Genomic DNA, 20,563 nt, shown 5'->3' on the forward strand with positions numbered 1-20,563 from the left:
TTCATTAATTATATTATTAACATAAAAAATATAAGTGGAGCCCCAAATCGTATAAATGTTTTTCTGATAATATCTATATTATTTGCAATTTCTAATTTCTTTATCTCGGGAGGATATTTCAATATCACTTTGTCATATACATCAAGATTTTGGGTATTGATATTATTTTTCCATGGTTCATCTTTATCTTCAGACTTTTTGTACCATTTCCAAAAATAATTTATTATTCTGTCTTCTCCCAATAACTTTATTTCATCCTTACTTATAAATCCCATATTGTGGTTATATGTTTGTGTTTTTAAAATCATATAATCCTCATCGAATATCTTATAAAAAATCTTTCTTTGATTCTCTTTAAACAGCATGAGGTTATTAAGTAGTTTATTCTTTAAAAATTTCCTGTAATGTCTCACTATTACTCTTGCTTTGTTATTTCCTAGTGGAATATGATCTAAAACTTGTAAATATCTTGCTGCAGAGGGATCATTTTTATAAATTAATATCCTGCCTGGTGGTATGTATTTTATCCGGATAAATTCTTTTGCAGGTTCATTCTTGTAGTAATAAATACTTTCAATATATTTAGGAGTAACATTAATTTTCTGGTTAAAACTAACTAGAACGTTTTTATTAACATCTTTGTCAGGTATTGTATCGCCATGAACCCAAAAAAGATGAAGGATATCTAAGTGATTTTCAATTATCCTTGACCAATCACATTTAAAGTCAACTAATACCTCTTCAAATACATAATCTTTATGGGTAAACCCATTTTCATATAATTCGTAGTTACTTATTGGTGCATCTTCACTTATATTGTTCAAATCAGTGTCAGATTTTTTAGAAAAATGTACAAAAATATATCCATTCTTTTCTAAAGCTTTGTATTGAGATAAGTGAATTCTTTTGGCGTAGTTATCATAGTTATTATCAACTATATGTCTGCATGTTATTCTATCGAGATTTTGGCAACTTCCACCAGATGAGAATTTAGCTCCATGATATGGACAGGTTATTACTCCACCTGATAATGTTCCTTCAAAAAAAGAGGCACCCCTGTGTGGACAAATATTTTTAATGCACCTAACATTTTTATTTTCATCTCTATAAAGAACAAGAGGCTCATCATAGAGTGAAAAATAATATAGCTTATTTTTTTTTAGTTCTTTAGAAGGACAAATAGCATACCAACCAAATAAACCTATTTTTAATTCATTTTGATTTTCTCTTATATCAAACGAGTCAATTTTTACTACCGTTCCTTTTTTAAATGGCTTAAGAACGGTATTTAAGTCTTTTGATTTAAAAAAATTAATTTGTCTGTTTTCCATAAATTAATTTCTTTTTTAATTGACTGTTTATCTTTCGGAACTATAACCCAAGTAAATTATCAATTTCTTATAAAAAGAAAATTCTCTATTATTTGTAGCAATAATTATGTAGTTCTTGAAAAATATTGATTCCGTATCGTAGTTGTGTATCTTTATTTCATGTTTTTTGTATCTTTTGTGATTCTTTCAAATTTTTTATGTAATCAATAGCATCATCAATATTCTTATGAAAATTGCATTGGCCCAAATAACAACCTATAAATCTTAAGAATTTTCTCTTGCCACCACTAATTTCATATCTATGTATTGTGCCGCCATCTATAGGAGCATAAATAAGTTCTGGCAGTGCCATATTAATTTTGTATTAAATACTTAACCAAACAATAATTCATGTTCAAATACATTTCCATAGCACAACATATATATTTAATAATTAATTTAGTTATTTTTGGATAATTATTTATTGAATACCCAAGTATTATTTGTTATCAATTAATTATTGATATGTTTTTTTATTATGCCAAAAACACTTAGGCGTTTTTTGAAAAAACTACCAAAAAAAATTCAAACTATAAAATACTCATTTAGAGAGTTTTTATCTTCCAAAATATGAAATATCTGTTTCGGTAGACAAATTTTAGATTTTTATATTTTTAATAAAACATAGTCGGCATTTTTAAATTCTAAATTATATTAAACTTGCAATTTATGTAATACTATGATCAAAAGAGTTTTTACTATATTCAGTTTAACTTTGCTTCTTCTTTTTAGTAGTCCAGTTTACTCATTGGATACTTCTTTTAAGACTCTTGAAAAGTATACTAAAAAGATTTCTAATAAGTTCACTAGGACATACTGCAACACTTCCAAATTCGGTATTTCTTATGAAGGAGCTTTGGCATTTGCTATTGGAGAGACTAATAAGGAATTTAAAAATAATAAACTCAATAAGTTTATAGATTATTCTCTTCTGAAAAATTCGATAGTAAATGATTTAGAAAATAATTGCCAGGTTTATGATTTTGCAATAAGTAATTTAGAAAATTTAAAATTTAACTAGAAAAATGTAAAATTTTAAAAATTTTATTTTTTACCTATCCAATCATTGGGTTTCTCCATCATCCATTCGAAAACCCCCTTAGCATCCAAGTTTTTAGATGCATAAACAAATAAAATTGGAAATATTAAAATTACTGCCCCAATAACTGCTAATTCTATTTTACCGATCCCCATCTCAGTTACTGTTAAGGCAAAATAATTAATCATTATCTTTATTGTATTAAAATTTATATCTACATAATTTACAAAAAATTTTAATTCTTTTTCTCCTTTATAAAAAATCTTAATTGTTTATAGTGAAATATATTTGTATAAAGTACCTATTTTATTGATTCAGACTTTTTAATAATTTAAATAATATACTTCTGTTAGATGGTTATGAATCATGAAATTATTATTTTCACACCTATTTTTGCAGTACTGATTGGATCTATAGTTTTTACAATTTTAAAAAAAAGAAAAAGATCAGCTAAAAGTATTTATAAATTAATTGATGATTTAGAAAAAAAATACATATATTAATCATTTTTGTAGGAAAAAAGATTAATCAAATTCTATACCTACTTCTTCTTTTAAATCTCTATCCAAATCTGGAAGATGAGGTTCAACCCAATGATCTTTGTTATCAATACCAGCTGCATTTACATAATTCATAATGTGTTGATCCACTTGCTTGTAAAGATCATGCAAATTTAAATCCATACGAATATCATGCGCAATTTCAGAGACTTGTTGTTCTGTTAGACAATGCTCTGGATGAAGTAAATCACAACATGGAATTCTCTTCTCAATCAATTCATTTAGATTGATTTTTATTTCGTAATCTTGATGTACAGTCATTGATTTTATATCGATATATTTATTTTAATTATGTTTAAGGTTTTGTATATCTTTAGTCAAGAAACAAAGTTCTTTAGTACTCATTACAGTAATTTTAAATAAATAGATCTTCCAAATCTTTATACAAATCATCCTTCTCTTGTTGGTTTTCTATAAGGTCATTGTGATCTAGTGAAAGTTCTCTTTTTGAGGTGTAGAAAAGATATCCAAGGGCTCCTAAAAGTAAGGTTGTTGGAATAATCATAAGCATTTAATTGACTTATAATGAATATAGTGCAACACTTATGACAGTCAAGTGCTGAACTTTAATTAATTTTTAAATGCCTACCAAGAAAAGAAGAGTTGGTTTTATTCCTAGAGAAGAGGTTATGAGAATAATCGACAAGTTGAGCATAGAGAACAATTTAAGTAATTCAAAAATAATAAGTATTTTGGTTGAAGAGGCACTTTCTACAAGAGGTATATTTAATAAAAAAAATGGAAAAATAGCTCAAGCATATCAGTTTAATAAGTATAATTCACAAAACATATCTGATAATTCTGTTAACTTAATAGATAATGATAAATTCCCAATTAATACTAAATTAGGAAATCATTTTAATCCTAGTAACTCAACCCATCATAATGAATCAAATCATGAGTCTTTTGATTTGCAAACTTATAAAAAGTTTTTATCATTCCTAAAATTTCAGGAAATGATAGATAAATATAACACTTAATAAAGTGTTGCTAAGTGATACACTGTGCGTTAAATTAAATTTGCATTTATAGGAGATTCGCATATTAAAATTATTTTTCAACATTTCAAAAACCTAAATTCTATTAATCGATAAAATATTTATTTCTATGAATTCATCTCTCCCAGTTCTATCTGTAAATCTACTCCCACCAGATAAGTTATATTGTAATTTTAGTTATTGGAGTTCTTTGTTCTCACAGGATATGCAAATTTTATGGGATAGAGCGCATGGTGTCCCTTTAGAAAAACTGCCAAAAGGAGTTTCTGATATGATTTTTCCGTATTTATTGCTTGCCCTCTCAGACTATAAGACTTCGCAAATAAATAAAATGGATGGAATAGGATTAGACAATTTATTAAGTCTTTGGTTTGATAAGTACTTATTAAATAGAAATGGATACTTCGAGCTAATTAAAAAATAATATTTAAAATTATCTATAAATATCAAATTTGATTGCTATAAAAATTTTTTACGTTTAAAAATTTTTTAAGTGATTCTTTCCTAATTGGCACATCAATAGTCTTGCTATAAATATATTAAAAGGTTTGATGATGCATTCTTTAAATTTCTTTTTAGCAAATATGTGTATTATCGTTTTGATAATGCAAATCAGGAGTGATATAAAATTAAGAAATGCGAGATAAATGAAATTCAATTCAAAAACCTTAAGCTTGATATTAAATCTGTTATTTTGCTTGTTAATATTTATTATTTAATTTTTTAGTCTTTGATTAATTAATTTACAAAAAATTCAAAAATTAATATTCAAATTTTGTTGACTTTTATTGTTAATGAGATCATAATGGCAAAAATAAATTTTAATTGTGAATCTTCTTTCAGATACTTTTGATGATTTTGTTGATGATCTACTTTCATCCGATGTTAATTTGTTAAAAGGGGAACTTGATTTTCTTCTTATGCAACATTTATTTAATTCTATAGATTTGAAGCTTATAAATAAAAATGCAACTATAGATGACGAATCATTGGCTGCTTAATTTTTATGAAATTTTTTTATGAAAAGTTTTGGGTTCCAGTTTTTGGCTATATTTTATCTAAATTTGTTTTTTTAATAGAAGGTAAAAAGCAGGATTCTAAAAATAAAAAAAAATAGATTAATTACTTTTTTCTTCATTAAGTATTTTTAAATACATAATCTATTTGAATATATTTTGATAACAACAAAAGTAGTGCTTTAATTTTACGAACATGTGCATGGTTGAGATATCACTTAATTGCTTTTTAGTAAATTAAAATGAACCAAAATATTATGTTGAAGCCATATACAGTGCATTACCGTGATTTTCAAAACATAAGATTAGAAAATTGTTTTTATGCTTCTGACGCTTACGAGGCTAGAACACTAGCAATGGAATTTAATAAGTATATAAATGAACATCCAAACAGTATTGACCTAATAAGATGCGAAAAATGAAAAAAGTTTTTAGTAATCTAGAATAATTTATTTAAACACTTAAGAACTTATCTATAACTGCTTGACTCAACTCACTAGTATTTCCGCTAGCAACAATACCTCCTCTTTGCATCGCATAATATCTATTGGCTTGTCTTACAAAATGCAAGTGTTGTTCTACTAATAAAACACCAATTCCTGTATCTTTAATTATCTGATTGATTGCATTTTCTATGTCTAAAACTATATTTGGCTGAATACCTTCTGTTGGTTCGTCAAGTAATAGTAGTTTAGGTTTGCCCAGCAATGCTCTTGCAATAGCTAGTTGCTGTTGTTGTCCACCACTGAGATCTCCTCCTTTCCTTTGTAGAAAATCTTTTAGGATTGGAAAAAGATCATAAATAAATGGATCTATTTTCTTGTTCTTTGATAATCCACCTGGCAGCGACTCCATTCCTAACATAAGATTCTCTTCAACTGATAGGTATGGAATAATTTCTCTCCCTTGAGGGACGTAAGCCATTCCTTTTCTCGCCCTCTGATGAGGTGCTTTTCTATTGATATTTTCGTCAATCAAGTAAATATCGCCTTTTTTTTGTCTTAACAAACCAATAAGTGATTTCAATAAAGTTGTTTTGCCAACTCCATTTCTTCCAATCAAACAAACCATTTCGCCTGATTGAACATTTAAATCTACATCTCTGAGAATATGACTTTCACCATAATATGTATTCAATGATTTGATTTCCAATAAGTTTTTCATAATTAATCCTCAGGCCTTCCTAGATAAACATCAATAACTTTTTGGTCCTTTTGTATAGTTTCCATTGTCCCCTCGCATAATACTGTGCCTTGATTTAATACTGAAACATTACTATCAAGTCTTCTTATGAATTCCATATCGTGATCTATTACCACTACAGTATTTTCTCCTGAAAATGATTTTAATAAATCAGCTGTAAGATCAGTTTCTTCATCAGTTAAACCAGCAACAGGTTCATCAACTAACATTAAATCTGGCTTCTGTCCTACTAACATGGCTATCTCGAGCCATTGTTTTTGGCCATGTGATAAAGAACCAGCTTTTGAATCAACTTTTTGTGCTAAATTGACAATCTTCATAAGACGTTCAATCTCATTAAGCTGCTCTTCCTTAATAGATTTATTTATAAGGTTTAAGGGACTTTTAGGAGTTGACACTGATATTTCAAGATTTTCTTTAACTGTTAGATTTTCAAAGATTCTTGGACTTTGGAACTTTCTTCCCACTCCAAGTCGAGCAATCTTATGCTCCTTTCTACCTACTAAAGATTTTCCTTTGAAAATTACTTCACCTTTTGTTGGCTTAACCTTTCCAGTTATTACATCAAGAAATGTTGTTTTACCTGCCCCGTTGGGTCCTATTACAGCTCTTAATTCTCCTTTCTTTAAATTTAAATTAAGTTTGTTGAGAGCTAAAAAACCCTCGAAACTAACAGTAATATCTATTAGATTTAGAAGATCTTTATTATTCATTATTCCCCTCCTTATTGTTAACTTCTAAGCTTGGATAGGTTTCAATCTTTCTTCTCAAACCAAATCTTTGAAGAAGATTCCTAGGACCATCTCCTTGAATCCATCCTAATACTCCTTCTGGCAGAGCTGTTACAACTAAGATAAATAACCCACCTTGGATAAACATCCAGCTAGCAGGTAAAGCTTCACTTACTAGACTTTTTGCGTAGTTGATGAAAACTGCTCCTAGTATTGCTCCCAATAAAGTTCCCCTACCTCCAACAGCAACCCATATAACCATTTCTATAGAAAAGGGAACTGTCATGAATTGAGGTGACACTATTCCAGACTGAACAGTATATAAAGCTCCCGAAATTCCAGCGAGACCTCCAGCAATAGAAAATACTATAGTCTTGAATATAACTGGGTTATATCCTGTAAACCTAACTCTTGGTTCATCATCTCGTATTCCTATAAGAATATTTCCAAATCTTCCTCTAACTACCCACTTTGCAAAAAACCATGAGGCTATAACTAGTATGGCCGTTATCCAAAAGAATATTCTTTGCATGGACTCAGAACCTACCATCTGACCAAATATTTGTGTTACATCTGTTTTTAATCCATTTGTTCCATTTATAAGTTTTTGTTGTCCATTAAAGAAGTTAAAGAACACAAGAAGAGAAGCTTGGGTAAGTATAGAAAAATAAACTCCTTTGATTCGATTCCTGAAAACAAGAAATCCAATTAAACCAGCAACTAATGCTGGAATTATCCAGATAGCGAAGAAGGTGAAAATTGGCGATTTAAACGGTTCCCAGAAAAAAGGCAATTTTTCAACACCATATAAAGCAAAAAATTCAGGAATATTATTTGGGAATTCAGAAGAGCTGGTTATTTGCAAATACATTGCTGCGCAATACCCACCTAATGCAAAAAATATACCTTGTCCAAGACTTAGTAGACCTGTATATCCCCAGATAAGATCTACACCAAGAGCAACTATGGACAAAGATAAGTATCTACCCAGAAGATTTAATCTAAATACAGGAAGTAAGGTTGGTGCTGCAATTATTAGAGCTATTAATATTATCCAGAATGATAATACTATTCTTTTATCAAATTTAAATTTTCTTAGAGACATTAGTTTTCAACCATCCTGCCTTTTTGAGGAAATAAACCTGTGGGTTTAAATTGCAAGAATATAACTATTAATGCAAATATCATTACTCTTGCCATACTTGTTGTCGCAAAAAAGTTGATTGTGTTTGAGAGTGGTAAAGGCATATCTGGCCATATTGATAAGAGCCTCCCAGCACCAATTAAATCCGTCATTATTCCTATGCCAAAGGAAGCAAGTACTGTACCTAATAAATTTCCTACTCCTCCCAGCACTACAACCATAAAACAGCCAACTATATAATTTCCTCCAACATTTGGTCCTACAGAACCTAATAGTGATACTGCTACTCCAGCAACTCCTGCTAATCCAGATCCTATTCCGAAGGTGATTATATCCACTTTTTCAGTAGATATACCAAGGCAGTCACTCATTTGTCGGTTCTGAGTAACTGCTCTTATACGCATCCCCCAAGCACTTTGGTTTAGAAATAACGTTATTGCTATTACTGAGATAAGTGTAATTACAATTATCATTAATCTTGTTTTAGGAAATGCAGTTCCTAAAATTTCTACTTGACCTCTCATCCATGAGGGAGCTGTTACATCAACATTACGAGCACTCGCTCTACTTAGTTTGCTTACAGTGGATGAAATAACGCTACCGGTGAGAACCCCAGTTAAAGCAGCCAATACCCAAGAACTAAATTTAAAATATCTGAAATTTATTGATTCTTTTATCTTTGGAGGAAACGTTGTTGGTAAAAATAGACCAATTATAAGACTTATAACTAGACCGGTCCCATAAGCCAATGGTACACTTCTGACAAATTGTTGAAGAATTAAGCTAACGCCCCAAGTGGCGAGAAGAGTTTCTAGTGGACTTCCATAAAGCTTCCTTATTATGGTTTTTTCCAGGAGAATGCCTACTACTCCACTAACAATGAAAGCAAGGAAAATTGAAACTATTATGTATGAATTGTAGAAGGGTTTTAATAGAGGTAATTTGAAAATTAATTGTGTTACGTATGTTGTGTAAGCCCCAAGCATCATAAGTTCTCCATGGGCAAGATTAATAACACCCATAAGACCAAAAACAATCGCAAGACCTAATGCAGCAACAAGTAGTACAGATCCGATCGCAACACCATTAAAAAGACTGTCGAGAAGTAACTCCAATTTGAAAAAGAAAATATTTGTTTATATAAAATAAAAGGAGGTGTTAACCTCCTTTTGTTTTGAAGCATAGGTTTTAATTAAATTAAAGCTTATACTTTTCACCTTTTGAAGGATCTGTCCAATCGCATGCAAATCCTTTTGAGCTTGGATGCTTTTGGTTCCATGCTTGAGGAAGAACAACTCCTGTCTCTTCAAGAATTGTAAAGCCACCCTCTGCATTAATCTCTCCAATTCTTACTGTTTGAGATAAGTGATGGTTTGGCATAACTTCAACTGGACCTTGTGGAGCATCAAATTTTTGTCCAACTAGGGCTTCCCTTACTGCGTTGTCGTCGAAAGTTCCAGCATCTTCAACTGCTTGTTTCCATAAGTAAACCATGTTATAAGCAGATTCTTGAGGATCAGCTACAACACGATCTGCTCCCCATCTTTTCTTGAAACTTTTAGCAAATTTCTTAGATGCAGGAGTATCAATTGACATCATGTAGTTCCAAGCGCCGTAGTGACCTTCAAGGAATTCAGGACCAATTGTACTAATCTCTTCTTCAGCAATTGAATAGTTCATTACGTAGTAGCCACTCGAAGGTGTGATTCCTGCGTCTTGAATCTGTTTGAAGAATGCAACATTTTGGTCACCATTAAGTGTGTTAATGATTATTCCACCTTCAGGAAGCGCCTTTTTGATTTTTGAGATAATTGGAGCAACTTCAGTATTTCCTAATGGAAGGTAATCTTCTCCAACAACTTTACCTCCTAACTGTTTTACCTGTGCTTTTGTGATTGTGTTTGAAGTTCTTGGGAAAACATAATCAGAACCTACAAGGAAGAAATCTCCACCAGCTGCGGGAGAACGCTTATACATGAAATCTGTCGCGGGTTCCGATTGTTGGTTTGGTGTGGCACCAGTATAGAAAATGTTGTTAGAACATTCTTGAGCTTCATATTGAATTGGGTAGTAGAGGAACGCATCTTTTGATTCGTAGACAGGTAACATTGCCTTTCTACTTGCAGATGTCCATCCACCAAATACGACAGGAACTCCGTCTTGGTCTATAAGTTTCTTTGATTTTTCAGCAAAAGTAGGCCAGTCAGATGCACCATCTTCAACTATGTATTCTATTTTGTAGCTTTTGCCGCCAACTGTAACACCACCAGCAGCATTTATCTCTTCAATAGCCATTTTTTCTGTATCAACAAGAGTTGATTCAGAGATAGCCATTGTTCCAGATAACGAATGCAAAATACCAACGGTTACTGTGTCATCGAAACTTCCGGAGGTTCCGCCTCCACCACATGAAGTTGCTGTGATCGCAAGTGAGGCAGTAGCTAAACCTGCCAAAATACGCCTTGAAATTCTCATGAATTAGGATAAATTAGGTAATTGACCCTCAATAGGGGGATAAAGTAAAAGTTATTAACGAGTGAGGATTCGTTTTGTATCAGTCGTAACTTTTTGTTGAATCCAATATATTACTAATGAACATTTTTCTAGTTTTGATTGTTGGGTATATGTGATTCTAAAAATTGAGTTATTTCTTCAACTCCTATGCCGATACTTAGGTTGGTAAAAAACCAAGGTTTCCCTTTTCGCATAAATTCAGTATCACTTTTCATAATATTTAAATCTGCACCAACTTTATCTGCTAGGTCAATTTTGTTTATTAATAATAAATCCGACCTTGTTATCCCTGGTCCCCCTTTTCTAGGAATTTTGTCTCCGGCAGATACATCAATCACATATATTGATAAATCTACAAGTTCTGGACTAAAACTAGATGCTAAATTATCACCTCCACTTTCTACAAAAACAAAATCTAAAGGATTATATTTATTTTCTAAATCTAAAACTGCATTTTTATTTAATGAACAATCCTCTCTTATCGCGGTATGAGGACAACCTCCTGTTTCCACCCCAATAATCCTTCCTTCCTCTAAAACCTTTTTATTTATAAGAAAGTTAGCATCTTCTTTGGTGTAGATGTCATTTGTGACAATTGCTATCTCATAATTTTTTTTCAGGCTTAAGCATAGAGTCTCTACTAATGCAGTTTTCCCTGAACCTACAGGCCCAGCAACCCCTACTCTCAATTTGCTGCTCATAAATTAATTTCTAAAAAGTTTTGTATAAAGGTCATTATGATTTTGTTGTGCCATAGCTAAGCCTACATTGCCAAAATAGATGTCATCAATTTCTTTGTCCATAATTTCTTTAGAAACTTTTGAAATTATTGCTAATAAGTCTCTCTGAATTAATTGTGCTTTTGTTGACCCAATAGGAATAATTCTTAACGCAGCACTAAGTTGGTTGGCACTCCATGTATAGAAAAAATTCTCAATCATTTCTAACTTTGTAATTTCAAAACAATAACAAGCCCAACTCCACGCTAATGACCAGGAGCTTTTTTTATTATTTTCATATAGATATTCAAATCCAAATTCTTTGGTTAAATCGAAGAGAGATTTTGCCATTTGAATTTGTTGTTCTCTCATTTCGAAAGAGTCCTTTGATGAGAGGATCCATTTATCCAAACTCATTAGCTTTTGCAAATTACCTTTTAAATTTTTGCGATTGTTTATCTCCTTGAAAATATCAAAAAAAGCTAGTAAAAGACTTGCATCTAATCTTATTTGACCAATTTCTAGCTCACTTATGATTAATTCTTTTACAGAATTTGAATCTGTTAAATTTTTATTATGAAGAAAACTCTCCATTCCCTCTGAATAACAAAATCCTCCAACTGGTAAGTTAGGACTTATTAATAAATATTTTAATAAGTGACTTTTAGTCATGACTATGGGCACCTCTTTCCGGAAAAAACTTTTTTTTCGTATTTTTTACATCAACTTTAAAATTAAGAAGCATATTTTTAATAACATAATCACTTTTTGTTAGAAGGATACCTTCTTCGATTTCTACTTCTACGTGCCTATTCCCAAGATGATAAGCAGTTTTAATAAGTTCAATTTTAGAGTTTGAACTTATTTCAATTAAATTTTCTTTTTTGGCAATTATCTCAACATAAAAATTGGACGCATTAGTTGAAAGAATATCTCCATCATTTAATTTGCCCTCTCTAGGTAATTGTAAAATTATTTCTTGATCACAATCAGTTAATCTTTTTCCTCGTAAGATTCTTCTTTCATCTGAACTTAGGGTAAGTTTTAAAAATAAACCTAATTTCGGTTTTTCCTTAATCCAATCAGTTACAACAATTTGTTTATTCATTCTCATAATCAAAATTTTTAGTTACTTTAATTTAGTAATTAAAGAAAACAATTTATGATTAAAACTCCTTGGGAAGGTAATTGTTTCTTAAATTTTTTCAATAATAAAGCAAGTTTAGGAAATGTTGATAAAACAATCTTTAAATCTAAATCAACTTCTCCTTACAAGATATTAAAGTCTACTCATGATCAGGAGGGCAGGTGCATTTTACCTGTTCTTCATACTGCAGGGGGATTGGTTGGCGGCGATTTACTTGAGTTTGAGGTAAATCTTGAAAAAAACTCTAAGGTATTGTTGACTACTTCTTCAGCTCAGAAAGTATATGGATCAGTTGGGATATCTAAAATCAATCCAAAAGGAACTTTTTCAAAGCAAAAAAATCTCATAAATATTCTTGATAATTCTCATTTGGAATATCTCCCTCAAGAAACAATTATCTTTGCAAATGGTTTATATGAGCAAAAGTTTAAAGTATCTATTTCAGAAACTTCAAGTTTTTTATTTACTGATTTAATAAGACTTGGACGGTCTTCTTCTGGAGAATCTATTGAGAGTGGAGTTTTTAGGTCTAAATTAGAAATTATGAGAAATAATGATTTATATGATGATTGGGAATATGTTGATCAAATTGAATTATCTAAGGCAAGTTATGCGGCCAAGTCAGGTATGGATTACATGCCTGTTTTTGGATCTTTAATTTGGATTTGCGAAAAAGATTTTTCTGCGTCAAAAATAAATAATCTTGTTGTAAATATAAAAAAGATTTTTAATGAAACTGATAATAATTTATCTATTGGGAACCTTGAAAATGGAATCTCTGTAAGATTCCTTGGTAGTTCTTCTCAGGAAGCTAGGAAATGTTTTTTTTGTATTTGGAAACAAATTAGGTCTGTTAGTGGATTTTGTGAGCCAAAATATCAAGGTGTATGGCCTTTACAAGATTCTATGAATTATTAATTATGTTCAGAAAGAACCTTTTTTAAGAATTTATAGATTAATTTTTTATTATGCATCTTTCCCCTCAAGAAAAGGATAAATTATTGATTTTTTCTGCTGCGCTCTTAGCTGAGAGAAGGCTTAGTCGAGGTCTTAAGCTTAATTATCCTGAAACAATTGCTTTTTTGAGTTTTCAAGTCCTTGAAGGAGCTCGAGATGGAAAAAGTGTAAGTCAATTAATGTCAGAGGGAACTACTTGGCTTTCAAAATCACAAGTTATGGAGGGCATTCCTGAAATGGTTGATGAAGTCCAAATAGAAGCAGTTTTTCCTGATGGGACAAAGTTAGTTACTATCCACAATCCGATTAACTAGTTATGAGTAATTTAATTCCAGGCGAAATAATTCCTGAACAAGGTGAAATCGAATTAAATCTTGGTAAGGAAATGAAAACAGTAAAAGTTTCTAATTCTGGAGATAGACCTGTACAAATTGGATCTCATTATCATTTTTTTGAAGCTAACAAGGCTTTAATTTTTGATCGAGAATTAACACTTGGTATGCGTCTTGACATTCCTGCAGGAACGGCAATTAGATTTGAACCTGGAGATACAACTGATGTCAAATTAGTTCCTTATTCAGGGTTAAGAATTGCACATGGTTTCAATTCATTGGTTAACGGTTCTTTAGATACTTAAAATTATGTCCTATAAAATTGACAGAAATACTTATGCGCAAACTTACGGACCCACTACTGGAGATAGAGTAAGACTTGCTGATACCGAACTTTTTATAGAAGTAGAAAAGGATTTAACTACATACGGAGATGAAGTTAAATTCGGTGGAGGTAAAGTTATTAGAGATGGCATGGGACAGTCTCAAGTCAGAAGATCTGATGGAGCTGTAGATACCGTAATAACTAATGCTTTGATCGTAGATTGGTGGGGAATAATTAAGGCTGATGTGGGTATAAAAGATGGAATGATTTTTGAAATTGGTAAGGCTGGTAATCCTGATATCCAGGATAATGTCGATATTGTTATTGGTGCATCAACAGAAATAATAGCTGGAGAAGGCCATATTCTCACTGCAGGTTCAATAGATACCCACATTCACTTTATCTGTCCCCAACAAATTGAGACAGCATTAGCCTCCGGAATTACAACCATGTTAGGAGGAGGAACTGGACCTGCAACTGGAACAAATGCCACTACATGTACTCCTGGTTCTTTTCATATTTCAAGAATGCTTCAATCTGCCGAAGCATTTCCCATGAATTTAGGTTTTTTTGGAAAAGGAAACTCAACAAACGAGATCAATCTTATTGATCAGGTTGAAGCAGGTGCATGTGGATTGAAGCTTCATGAGGATTGGGGAACCACTCCATCTACAATAAATTCTTGTTTAAATGTTGCAGATGACTTTGATGTTCAAGTTTGTATTCACACGGATACTTTAAATGAGGCAGGCTTTGTTGAAGATACCATTAAAGCTATAGCAGGAAGAACAATTCATACTTTTCATACCGAAGGTGCAGGTGGAGGTCATGCCCCAGATATTATTAAAATTTGTGGAGAAAAAAATGTTCTTCCAAGTAGTACTAATCCAACAAGACCTTATACGAGAAATACACTTGAAGAACATCTTGATATGTTGATGGTATGTCACCATTTAGATTCTAAAATTCCAGAAGATATTGCATTTGCTGAATCAAGGATAAGAAGAGAGACTATTGCTGCAGAGGATATCCTACATGATATTGGTGCCTTCTCAATCATAGCTAGTGACTCTCAGGCTATGGGAAGAGTTGGTGAAGTAATAACAAGAACTTTTCAAACTGCCCACAAAATGAAAGTGCAAAGAGGACCTCTCTCACAGGATTCTGATAGGAACGATAATTATAGAGTAAAGCGATATATCTCTAAAGTTACAATTAATCCTGCAATAGCTCATGGTATTAATAAATATGTTGGATCTATAGAAAAGGGAAAAATTGCAGACTTAGTATTGTGGAAACCTTCATTTTTTGCAGTAAAGCCCGAATTAGTTGTTAAAGGGGGATCTATAGTTTGGTCTCAAATGGGTGATGCAAATGCTTCAATTCCTACTCCGGGTCCTGTACATGGTCGACCTATGTTTGCAAGTTACGGCCAATCTCTAATTAAGAGTTCTTTTACTTTTTTAAGCAAAAATTCAATTGATCAAGATATTCCAAATACATTAGGCTTACAAAAGAAATGTATTGCCGTAGAAAATACGAGAAATATCAATAAATCACATTTAAAACTTAATAGTAAATTACCAAATATTACGGTTGATCCTCAAACTTATGAAGTTTTTTCTGATGGTGAACTTCTTATTTGTGAACCTCTTGATGAAGTCCCTATGGCTCAAAGGTACTTTTTACTTTAGAAGTTTTTAATTAATTCTTTTTCAGTTGTTTTTATATCTTTTGATCCGGCAATTGCCAAATCTTCTTGCAGTTTGTTCTCACAAGATAGAACTCTTGACCAACTTGGTAACTGCTGTGTCGTAGGGCAAGCTAAGTAATCTTCTGTGGCTGGTCTCAATAATTTCGCAAATTTTTGTACTGATAGCTCTTCTTCATGCCTATCGTATGGAAGTTGATTAACTGCAGAATCTAATCCAAATTGTTTTACACGATCTTCGCCAACTCTTTTGTAAAGAACTTCTAAGGTTGCTAGTTGAGTACTTGTTAAGGTCTCTGCTTGATGCTCCATGAGGCCTCTTAAAACACTTGAAAGTATTTCTGTACACATTTTTTGCAATCCTTCTTTAGATGAATCACCAATATTCTTGTGTTTATGATCAAACAAGCCAAGGTCAACTTGCGCTATTTTCGAGGTTCTTACGTTTCTATAAACCTCTGATAATAAACCTATCTCTAAACCCCAGTCACAAGGAATTCGTAAATTCATAGCAAGGTCTTTAGTGAAAGCAAATTCACCTGCTAATGGATACCTAAATGATTGAAGATATTGTAAAAAGGGACCCTTCCCTACTAACTGCTCAAGACTAGCCAATAAGGGACCCACAAATAATCTTGTTGCTCTACCTTGCAATTGATTAGTCTCTAAGGATAACCTGCTGTAAAAAGCCTTTACATATGATATTCCATATGATTCATCCAGAAGTGGTAGTATCATTCTTGAAGGATACAAAGGACTAAAAGTTCTTATATCAGCATCAAAAAGAGCAACAACTTCAGATCTTCTTGTTGCAACTCCTATGCCTTGCCAGACAGCCCAACCTTTACCTGGAGTTCCTAAAAGTTCTAATCCATTTTTTTCTTGGCTTTTTAATAGTTCTATTACAGAGGGAGAATTAGTCCATTGAACGTGAACTGGAAATGGCATTGAGTCAAAAAAGGATTTTGCTGATTTAACTTGTTGAACAGTTTTTGCAGAGAGCGCGATAACTAATTCATTTAAGCCTGTAAGGTCTTTTAAAACTTCTCTAATGTCTTTTAATGCTGGACGTTCAAATTCTTCATATAAGCAAGGTATTAAAATACTAGTTGGTCTTTTTTTAAGACTTTTGTTTAATTCTTTAAGTAAATTTCTTGTAACTCCATATTCATGTATTGTTGTGATTAAACCTTGTTGAAAGTCCATTTTCTAATTGATGTGCAGAATAGTATTAATACTTCGTTGATTTTTTCAAAGTGAAGCAAATTGATTCAGAGAAAAAATTAGATAGATTACTGATTGATAAATTGTTAAAAACAATTTATTCAAATAATACTACAGAAGAAATTAATTTTATTTCAAACCAATTATTACAGATTTTAGATGATTTCTCAGAGAAATCTGCTTATGAAGAAATAAGAGATAAGGAAAGGTGGAACGAATCTCATTCGGTTTTGATAACTTATGCAGATAGTATTTATAAAAATGGCGAGGCAACATTAAAAACTCTTGGTGAGTTGTTAAGTAAACATTTTGGCAGTCTTTCTAAAGTTGTACATATTCTTCCTTTTCTGAAATCTACAAGTGATGGAGGTTTTGCAGTCTCAAGTTATGATTCTTTAGAAGAAAAATTTGGTAGTTGGGATGATCTCAAAAGTATTTCTGAAAATCATGATTTGATGGCTGATTTAGTACTAAACCATGTCTCATCATCTCACCCATGGGTTCAACAATTTATTAAATCTCAAGAACCTGGCATATCAAATGTTTTTTCACCAAAACAAAATCTTGACTGGTCAAATGTTGTTAGGCCAAGAAGTTCTTCATTGTTTTCTCAAATAAATACTGAAAATGGTCCTAAACAAGTTTGGACAACTTTTGGCCCAGATCAAATAGATTTGAATTGGCATAATCCAAAAATGACTATTGAATTCTTAAATTTAATTATTACTTATTTATCTAATGGAATTAAATGGTTCAGGTTAGATGCTGTAGGTTTTATTTGGAAGGAATCAGGCACAACTTGCTTGCATTTACCAAAAGCACATTCAATTGTGAAACTCTTAAGAGTTCTTTTAAATAATCTTCTTGATGAGGGAGTTTTAATAACTGAAACTAATGTTCCTCAAAAGGAAAATCTATCTTATCTGATTCCTCATGATGAAGCCCACATGGCATATAATTTCCCATTGCCCCCTCTTCTCCTAGAGGCAATTATTACTTCAAGAGCTGATATCCTAAACTCATGGATTTTTGATTGGCCCATATTACCTGAAGATACTACTTTATTTAATTTCACTGCATCACATGATGGTGTTGGGCTAAGAGCTCTTGAGGGTTTAATGAATGAGCAGAGAATTAAAGATTTATTAATTAATTGTGAAAAAAGAGGTGGATTAGTAAGTCATAGACGTTTGTCAAATGGTGATGATAAACCTTATGAATTGAATATTAGTTGGTGGAGTGCAATGGAAGACTCCAGTAGAGATGCTAAAAGATTTCAATTTGAGAGATTTATTTTGAGTCAATTATTAGTAATGGCTCTGAAAGGTGTTCCTGCATTTTATTTACCGGCATTACTAGCTTCAGAAAATGATATAAAAAGTTTTTCTATGACAGGTCAAAGAAGAGACCTAAATAGAGAAAAGTTTAAATCAGAAAATCTTTTATCCGTTTTAAATAATCCTGAATCTAATGCAAATAAAAACTTAAAATATCTTCGCGATGCTATGGATGTCAGGTCAAAATTAGAGCAATTTAACCCTTGTTCAGAAATGAAATGTTTGTCTAAAGGTAGAAGTGATATTGTTGTAATCAAAAGAGGTAAAGGATCTGAGTCTGTTTTCGCAATCCATAATATGACTGAAAATAAAATTAATTATCAATTGAATGATAATGATCTACCGAAAATAATTGATAATGATTTCAATACACATGATTTTTTAACATCAACTAAATACAATTGCAAAAATATTAGTCTTGATGCTTTTCAAGTAATTTGGCTTAGTGCTTTATAAAAATGATAGATAATTCTTCTATTTGGGTAGTAAGTGATGTAGATGGTACTTTAATGGATCACTCATATGATTTATCACCTGCTAAAAAAACTATAAAAAAACTACAAAAATTATCTATACCAGTAATTCTTTGTACAAGCAAAACCGCTTCTGAGGTAAAAGTTATTAGAAAGGAACTTAACTTGACGGATCCTTATATTGTCGAGAATGGTGCGGCAATATACGGTGAGTCTCTTAACAGAGTAAATGGAGAAATTATTCTTGGAATAAAATACGAATCTCTTGAAGAAATCTTAAATTCTATTTCTGATGAAATCGATTATAAACTTACTCCTCTTAATAATCTCACTAATCAAGAAGCCACTCAGCTCACAGGTTTAAAAGGCAACTCATTGAACTTAATGCGTGATAGGCATTGGAGCATGCCTTTTTTAAATCCGCCAAGTTATCTAGAAGAGAAAATTAATATCTGTTGTAAAAAGTTCAATGTGGATATTTTTAAGGGAAATAGAATGAGTCACTTATTATCTACAAAATCGAATAAAGGTAAAGCAATAAATGCTCTCAAAGAATATTCAAATGTTCAAAATATTGAAATTATAGGTTTAGGTGACTCTCCAAATGATTTGCCCTTACTTTTAAACTCAGATATTAAAATCGTTATTCCTGGAATAGATGGACCTAACTTAAATTTACTTGATCAATTAAAGGAAGTGAAATTTACTTTAGCTTCTGAACCAAATGGATATGGTTGGAAAAATGAACTCAATAAATTGATAAATAAGCGAGAACTAAGTTAGATATATGAAAGATTTAGATATTAATTTTCCTCTTGATAAATTTGAAAAATTAATTATAGATATTGGTTGGGAATCCTTGGATGATTGGTTCAATTTTTGGAATAATCAAAAAAACATTCTTTCAATTGATCAATATTGGAACAATAAAGTAAATGATGATTGGATTTGGGGTTTGGCTTTACCTCTTTTATCTCAGGCTTATAAATTTCAAAATAACTTTTTTGATAGAAAAATAATTGGAATCTCAGCTTTACCTGGTACAGGGAAAACAACACTAGGTAAATGGCTCGAAGCTATATCGTTAAAATTAAATTTCAAAATTGCGGTTATTTCAATTGACGACTTTTACCTCCCATCAAATGAAATGAAATTAGCAATTAAGAATAACCCTTGGAATGTTTCAAGAGGATTTCCTGGTAGTCACTCAGTAAAATTAATGTATGAAACATTATTAAATTGGAAGATAAATGGAGAATTAAATGTACCAGTTTTTGATAAATCTTTAAGAAATGGTCTAGGAGATAGATCTCATTGGAGATTAGATAATCCTGATTTATTAATTCTTGAGGGATGGTTTTTGGGAATTAAACCTTATCCTAATGACATAAATGATCGAACCATAAATTCAACTAATTTGAGTCTTCATGAATCATCTTATGTATTGAAAATTCAAAATAACCTAAAAGAATATTTAGATATTTGGACTTTAATCGACAATATTTGGCACTTAAAGCCTTTGAAGATGGAGTATATGAACATATGGAAAACAAATCAGGAAAAAGAAATGTTTTTACAGAAAGGCAACGCTCTACAAGATAAAAAATTATCTAATTTCTTGAGAATGCTTAATGTCTCAATTCCTCATGAAAGTTTTGATGTTATAAAATCCTACGCGCTATTATTAATTGATCAAGAAAGAAATTTAGTCGAGGCTGCGTTGAATTTGTAGCATTTTCCAAACTTCTTTTTTTTTCAGTAAT

Annotated in this window: 26 protein-coding genes; 12 read left to right on the plus strand and 14 right to left on the minus strand. The window is 31.4% G+C overall.

The features are described from left to right. Nucleotides 1–8: 8 nt before the first annotated feature. Nucleotides 9–1,331, minus strand: a complete 1,323-nt coding sequence (locus EW14_RS04285) for a Rieske 2Fe-2S domain-containing protein (protein ID WP_042850270.1) — start codon at nt 1,329–1,331, stop codon at nt 9–11. A 157-nt stretch (nt 1,332–1,488) separates the two neighbouring features. Beyond that, nucleotides 1,489–1,683 carry a hypothetical protein gene (locus EW14_RS04290; protein ID WP_025931807.1) on the minus strand — a complete coding sequence of 65 codons (195 nt, stop codon included), beginning with the start codon at nt 1,681–1,683 and terminating at the stop codon, nt 1,489–1,491. Between the two features lie 366 nt (nt 1,684–2,049). Between EW14_RS04290 and EW14_RS04295 the strand changes: the two genes are divergently transcribed. Continuing rightward, nucleotides 2,050–2,391, plus strand: coding sequence for a hypothetical protein (locus EW14_RS04295; protein ID WP_042850271.1), 342 nt, complete (start codon nt 2,050–2,052; stop codon nt 2,389–2,391). 23 nt (nt 2,392–2,414) lie between these two features. Here EW14_RS04295 and EW14_RS04300 read toward each other — a convergent pair whose 3' ends face one another. From EW14_RS04300 to EW14_RS10255, 3 genes are all read right to left on the minus strand, one after another. Further along, nucleotides 2,415–2,597: a hypothetical protein gene (locus tag EW14_RS04300; protein WP_032517015.1), complete on the minus strand. Its 183-nt coding sequence runs from the start codon at nt 2,595–2,597 to the stop codon at nt 2,415–2,417. Between the two features lie 336 nt (nt 2,598–2,933). Further along, the gene (locus tag EW14_RS04305) at nt 2,934–3,230 is read right to left on the minus strand and encodes a hypothetical protein (protein ID WP_042850272.1); all 297 of its coding nucleotides are present in this window, start codon (nt 3,228–3,230) and stop codon (nt 2,934–2,936) included. A gap of 94 nt (nt 3,231–3,324) precedes the next feature. Further along, nucleotides 3,325–3,474 (minus strand): hypothetical protein, encoded by a 150-nt coding sequence (locus EW14_RS10255; protein WP_197049613.1) that lies wholly within the window; start codon nt 3,472–3,474, stop codon nt 3,325–3,327. A gap of 76 nt (nt 3,475–3,550) precedes the next feature. Here EW14_RS10255 and EW14_RS04310 point away from each other — a divergent pair, with 76 nt between their 5' ends. The 4 genes from EW14_RS04310 to EW14_RS04320 all read left to right on the plus strand — a co-directional run bounded on the left by EW14_RS04310 (nt 3,551) and on the right by EW14_RS04320 (nt 5,405). Then, nucleotides 3,551–3,949, plus strand: a complete 399-nt coding sequence (locus tag EW14_RS04310) for a hypothetical protein (protein WP_042850273.1) — start codon at nt 3,551–3,553, stop codon at nt 3,947–3,949. A gap of 127 nt (nt 3,950–4,076) precedes the next feature. Then, nucleotides 4,077–4,391 (plus strand): hypothetical protein, encoded by a 315-nt coding sequence (locus EW14_RS04315; RefSeq protein WP_042850274.1) that lies wholly within the window; start codon nt 4,077–4,079, stop codon nt 4,389–4,391. 403 nt (nt 4,392–4,794) lie between these two features. Next, the gene (locus EW14_RS10260) at nt 4,795–4,968 is read left to right on the plus strand and encodes a hypothetical protein (RefSeq protein WP_197049614.1); all 174 of its coding nucleotides are present in this window, start codon (nt 4,795–4,797) and stop codon (nt 4,966–4,968) included. A gap of 257 nt (nt 4,969–5,225) precedes the next feature. Beyond that, entirely contained in the window at nt 5,226–5,405 is a 180-nt protein-coding gene (locus EW14_RS04320) for a hypothetical protein (RefSeq protein WP_042850276.1), read from the plus strand. 31 nt (nt 5,406–5,436) lie between these two features. Here EW14_RS04320 and urtE read toward each other — a convergent pair whose 3' ends face one another. The 8 genes from urtE to ureE form a co-directional block, all read right to left on the minus strand. Further along, a complete protein-coding gene (urtE, locus tag EW14_RS04325) occupies nt 5,437–6,147 on the minus strand; it encodes an urea ABC transporter ATP-binding subunit UrtE (protein WP_042850277.1) in 711 nt (236 codons plus the stop codon). A 2-nt stretch (nt 6,148–6,149) separates the two neighbouring features. Next, on the minus strand, nt 6,150–6,899 hold the full coding sequence (urtD, locus tag EW14_RS04330) for an urea ABC transporter ATP-binding protein UrtD (RefSeq protein WP_042850278.1): 750 nt from the start codon (nt 6,897–6,899) through the stop codon (nt 6,150–6,152). Beyond that, nucleotides 6,892–8,022 carry an urea ABC transporter permease subunit UrtC gene (gene urtC, locus EW14_RS04335; RefSeq protein WP_042850280.1) on the minus strand — a complete coding sequence of 377 codons (1,131 nt, stop codon included), beginning with the start codon at nt 8,020–8,022 and terminating at the stop codon, nt 6,892–6,894. The genes urtD and urtC overlap by 8 nt, the downstream gene beginning before the upstream one ends. Next, complete coding sequence (gene urtB, locus EW14_RS04340; protein WP_042850282.1) at nt 8,022–9,176, minus strand: urea ABC transporter permease subunit UrtB; 1,155 nt, start codon at nt 9,174–9,176, stop codon at nt 8,022–8,024. The genes urtC and urtB overlap by 1 nt, the downstream gene beginning before the upstream one ends. Nucleotides 9,177–9,258: 82 nt before the next feature. Further along, a complete protein-coding gene (gene urtA / locus EW14_RS04345; RefSeq protein WP_042850283.1) occupies nt 9,259–10,536 on the minus strand; it encodes an urea ABC transporter substrate-binding protein in 1,278 nt (425 codons plus the stop codon). 128 nt (nt 10,537–10,664) lie between these two features. Then, nucleotides 10,665–11,276: an urease accessory protein UreG gene (gene ureG / locus EW14_RS04350; RefSeq protein ID WP_042850284.1), complete on the minus strand. Its 612-nt coding sequence runs from the start codon at nt 11,274–11,276 to the stop codon at nt 10,665–10,667. 3 nt (nt 11,277–11,279) lie between these two features. Beyond that, nucleotides 11,280–11,966 (minus strand): urease accessory protein UreF, encoded by a 687-nt coding sequence (locus EW14_RS04355; protein WP_042850285.1) that lies wholly within the window; start codon nt 11,964–11,966, stop codon nt 11,280–11,282. Further along, nucleotides 11,959–12,408, minus strand: a complete 450-nt coding sequence (gene ureE / locus EW14_RS04360) for an urease accessory protein UreE (RefSeq protein ID WP_042850286.1) — start codon at nt 12,406–12,408, stop codon at nt 11,959–11,961. The genes EW14_RS04355 and ureE overlap by 8 nt, the downstream gene beginning before the upstream one ends. Nucleotides 12,409–12,456: 48 nt before the next feature. Between ureE and EW14_RS04365 the strand changes: the two genes are divergently transcribed. Genes EW14_RS04365 through ureC form a run of 4 tightly spaced genes read left to right on the plus strand, consistent with a single transcriptional unit; the run spans nt 12,457 to nt 15,749 of the window. After that, nucleotides 12,457–13,359 carry an urease accessory protein UreD gene (locus EW14_RS04365; RefSeq protein WP_042850287.1) on the plus strand — a complete coding sequence of 301 codons (903 nt, stop codon included), beginning with the start codon at nt 12,457–12,459 and terminating at the stop codon, nt 13,357–13,359. Nucleotides 13,360–13,409: 50 nt separating this feature from the next. Continuing rightward, entirely contained in the window at nt 13,410–13,712 is a 303-nt protein-coding gene (locus EW14_RS04370; RefSeq protein ID WP_011818334.1) for an urease subunit gamma, read from the plus strand. A gap of 2 nt (nt 13,713–13,714) precedes the next feature. After that, a complete protein-coding gene (locus EW14_RS04375; protein ID WP_042850289.1) occupies nt 13,715–14,035 on the plus strand; it encodes an urease subunit beta in 321 nt (106 codons plus the stop codon). Between the two features lie 4 nt (nt 14,036–14,039). Next, the gene (ureC, locus tag EW14_RS04380) at nt 14,040–15,749 is read left to right on the plus strand and encodes an urease subunit alpha (protein WP_042850290.1); all 1,710 of its coding nucleotides are present in this window, start codon (nt 14,040–14,042) and stop codon (nt 15,747–15,749) included. Here ureC and EW14_RS04385 read toward each other — a convergent pair. Then, nucleotides 15,746–16,972 carry a glycosyl transferase gene (locus EW14_RS04385; protein ID WP_042850291.1) on the minus strand — a complete coding sequence of 409 codons (1,227 nt, stop codon included), beginning with the start codon at nt 16,970–16,972 and terminating at the stop codon, nt 15,746–15,748. The genes ureC and EW14_RS04385 overlap by 4 nt on opposite strands. Nucleotides 16,973–17,022: 50 nt before the next feature. Between EW14_RS04385 and EW14_RS04390 the strand changes: the two genes are divergently transcribed. The 3 genes from EW14_RS04390 to EW14_RS04400 are packed head-to-tail and all read left to right on the plus strand — an operon-like array spanning nt 17,023 to nt 20,532. Continuing rightward, entirely contained in the window at nt 17,023–18,783 is a 1,761-nt protein-coding gene (locus EW14_RS04390; RefSeq protein ID WP_042850292.1) for a sugar phosphorylase, read from the plus strand. A 2-nt stretch (nt 18,784–18,785) separates the two neighbouring features. Then, a complete protein-coding gene (yedP, locus tag EW14_RS04395; RefSeq protein ID WP_042850293.1) occupies nt 18,786–19,583 on the plus strand; it encodes a mannosyl-3-phosphoglycerate phosphatase-related protein YedP in 798 nt (265 codons plus the stop codon). A 4-nt stretch (nt 19,584–19,587) separates the two neighbouring features. Continuing rightward, entirely contained in the window at nt 19,588–20,532 is a 945-nt protein-coding gene (locus EW14_RS04400; RefSeq protein WP_042850294.1) for a kinase, read from the plus strand. The last annotated feature ends 31 nt before the right edge of the window (nt 20,533–20,563 follow it).

This window comes from Prochlorococcus sp. MIT 0604 (genome assembly GCF_000757845.1).
In the GTDB taxonomy this organism is placed as follows: Bacteria; Cyanobacteriota; Cyanobacteriia; order PCC-6307; family Cyanobiaceae; genus Prochlorococcus_A.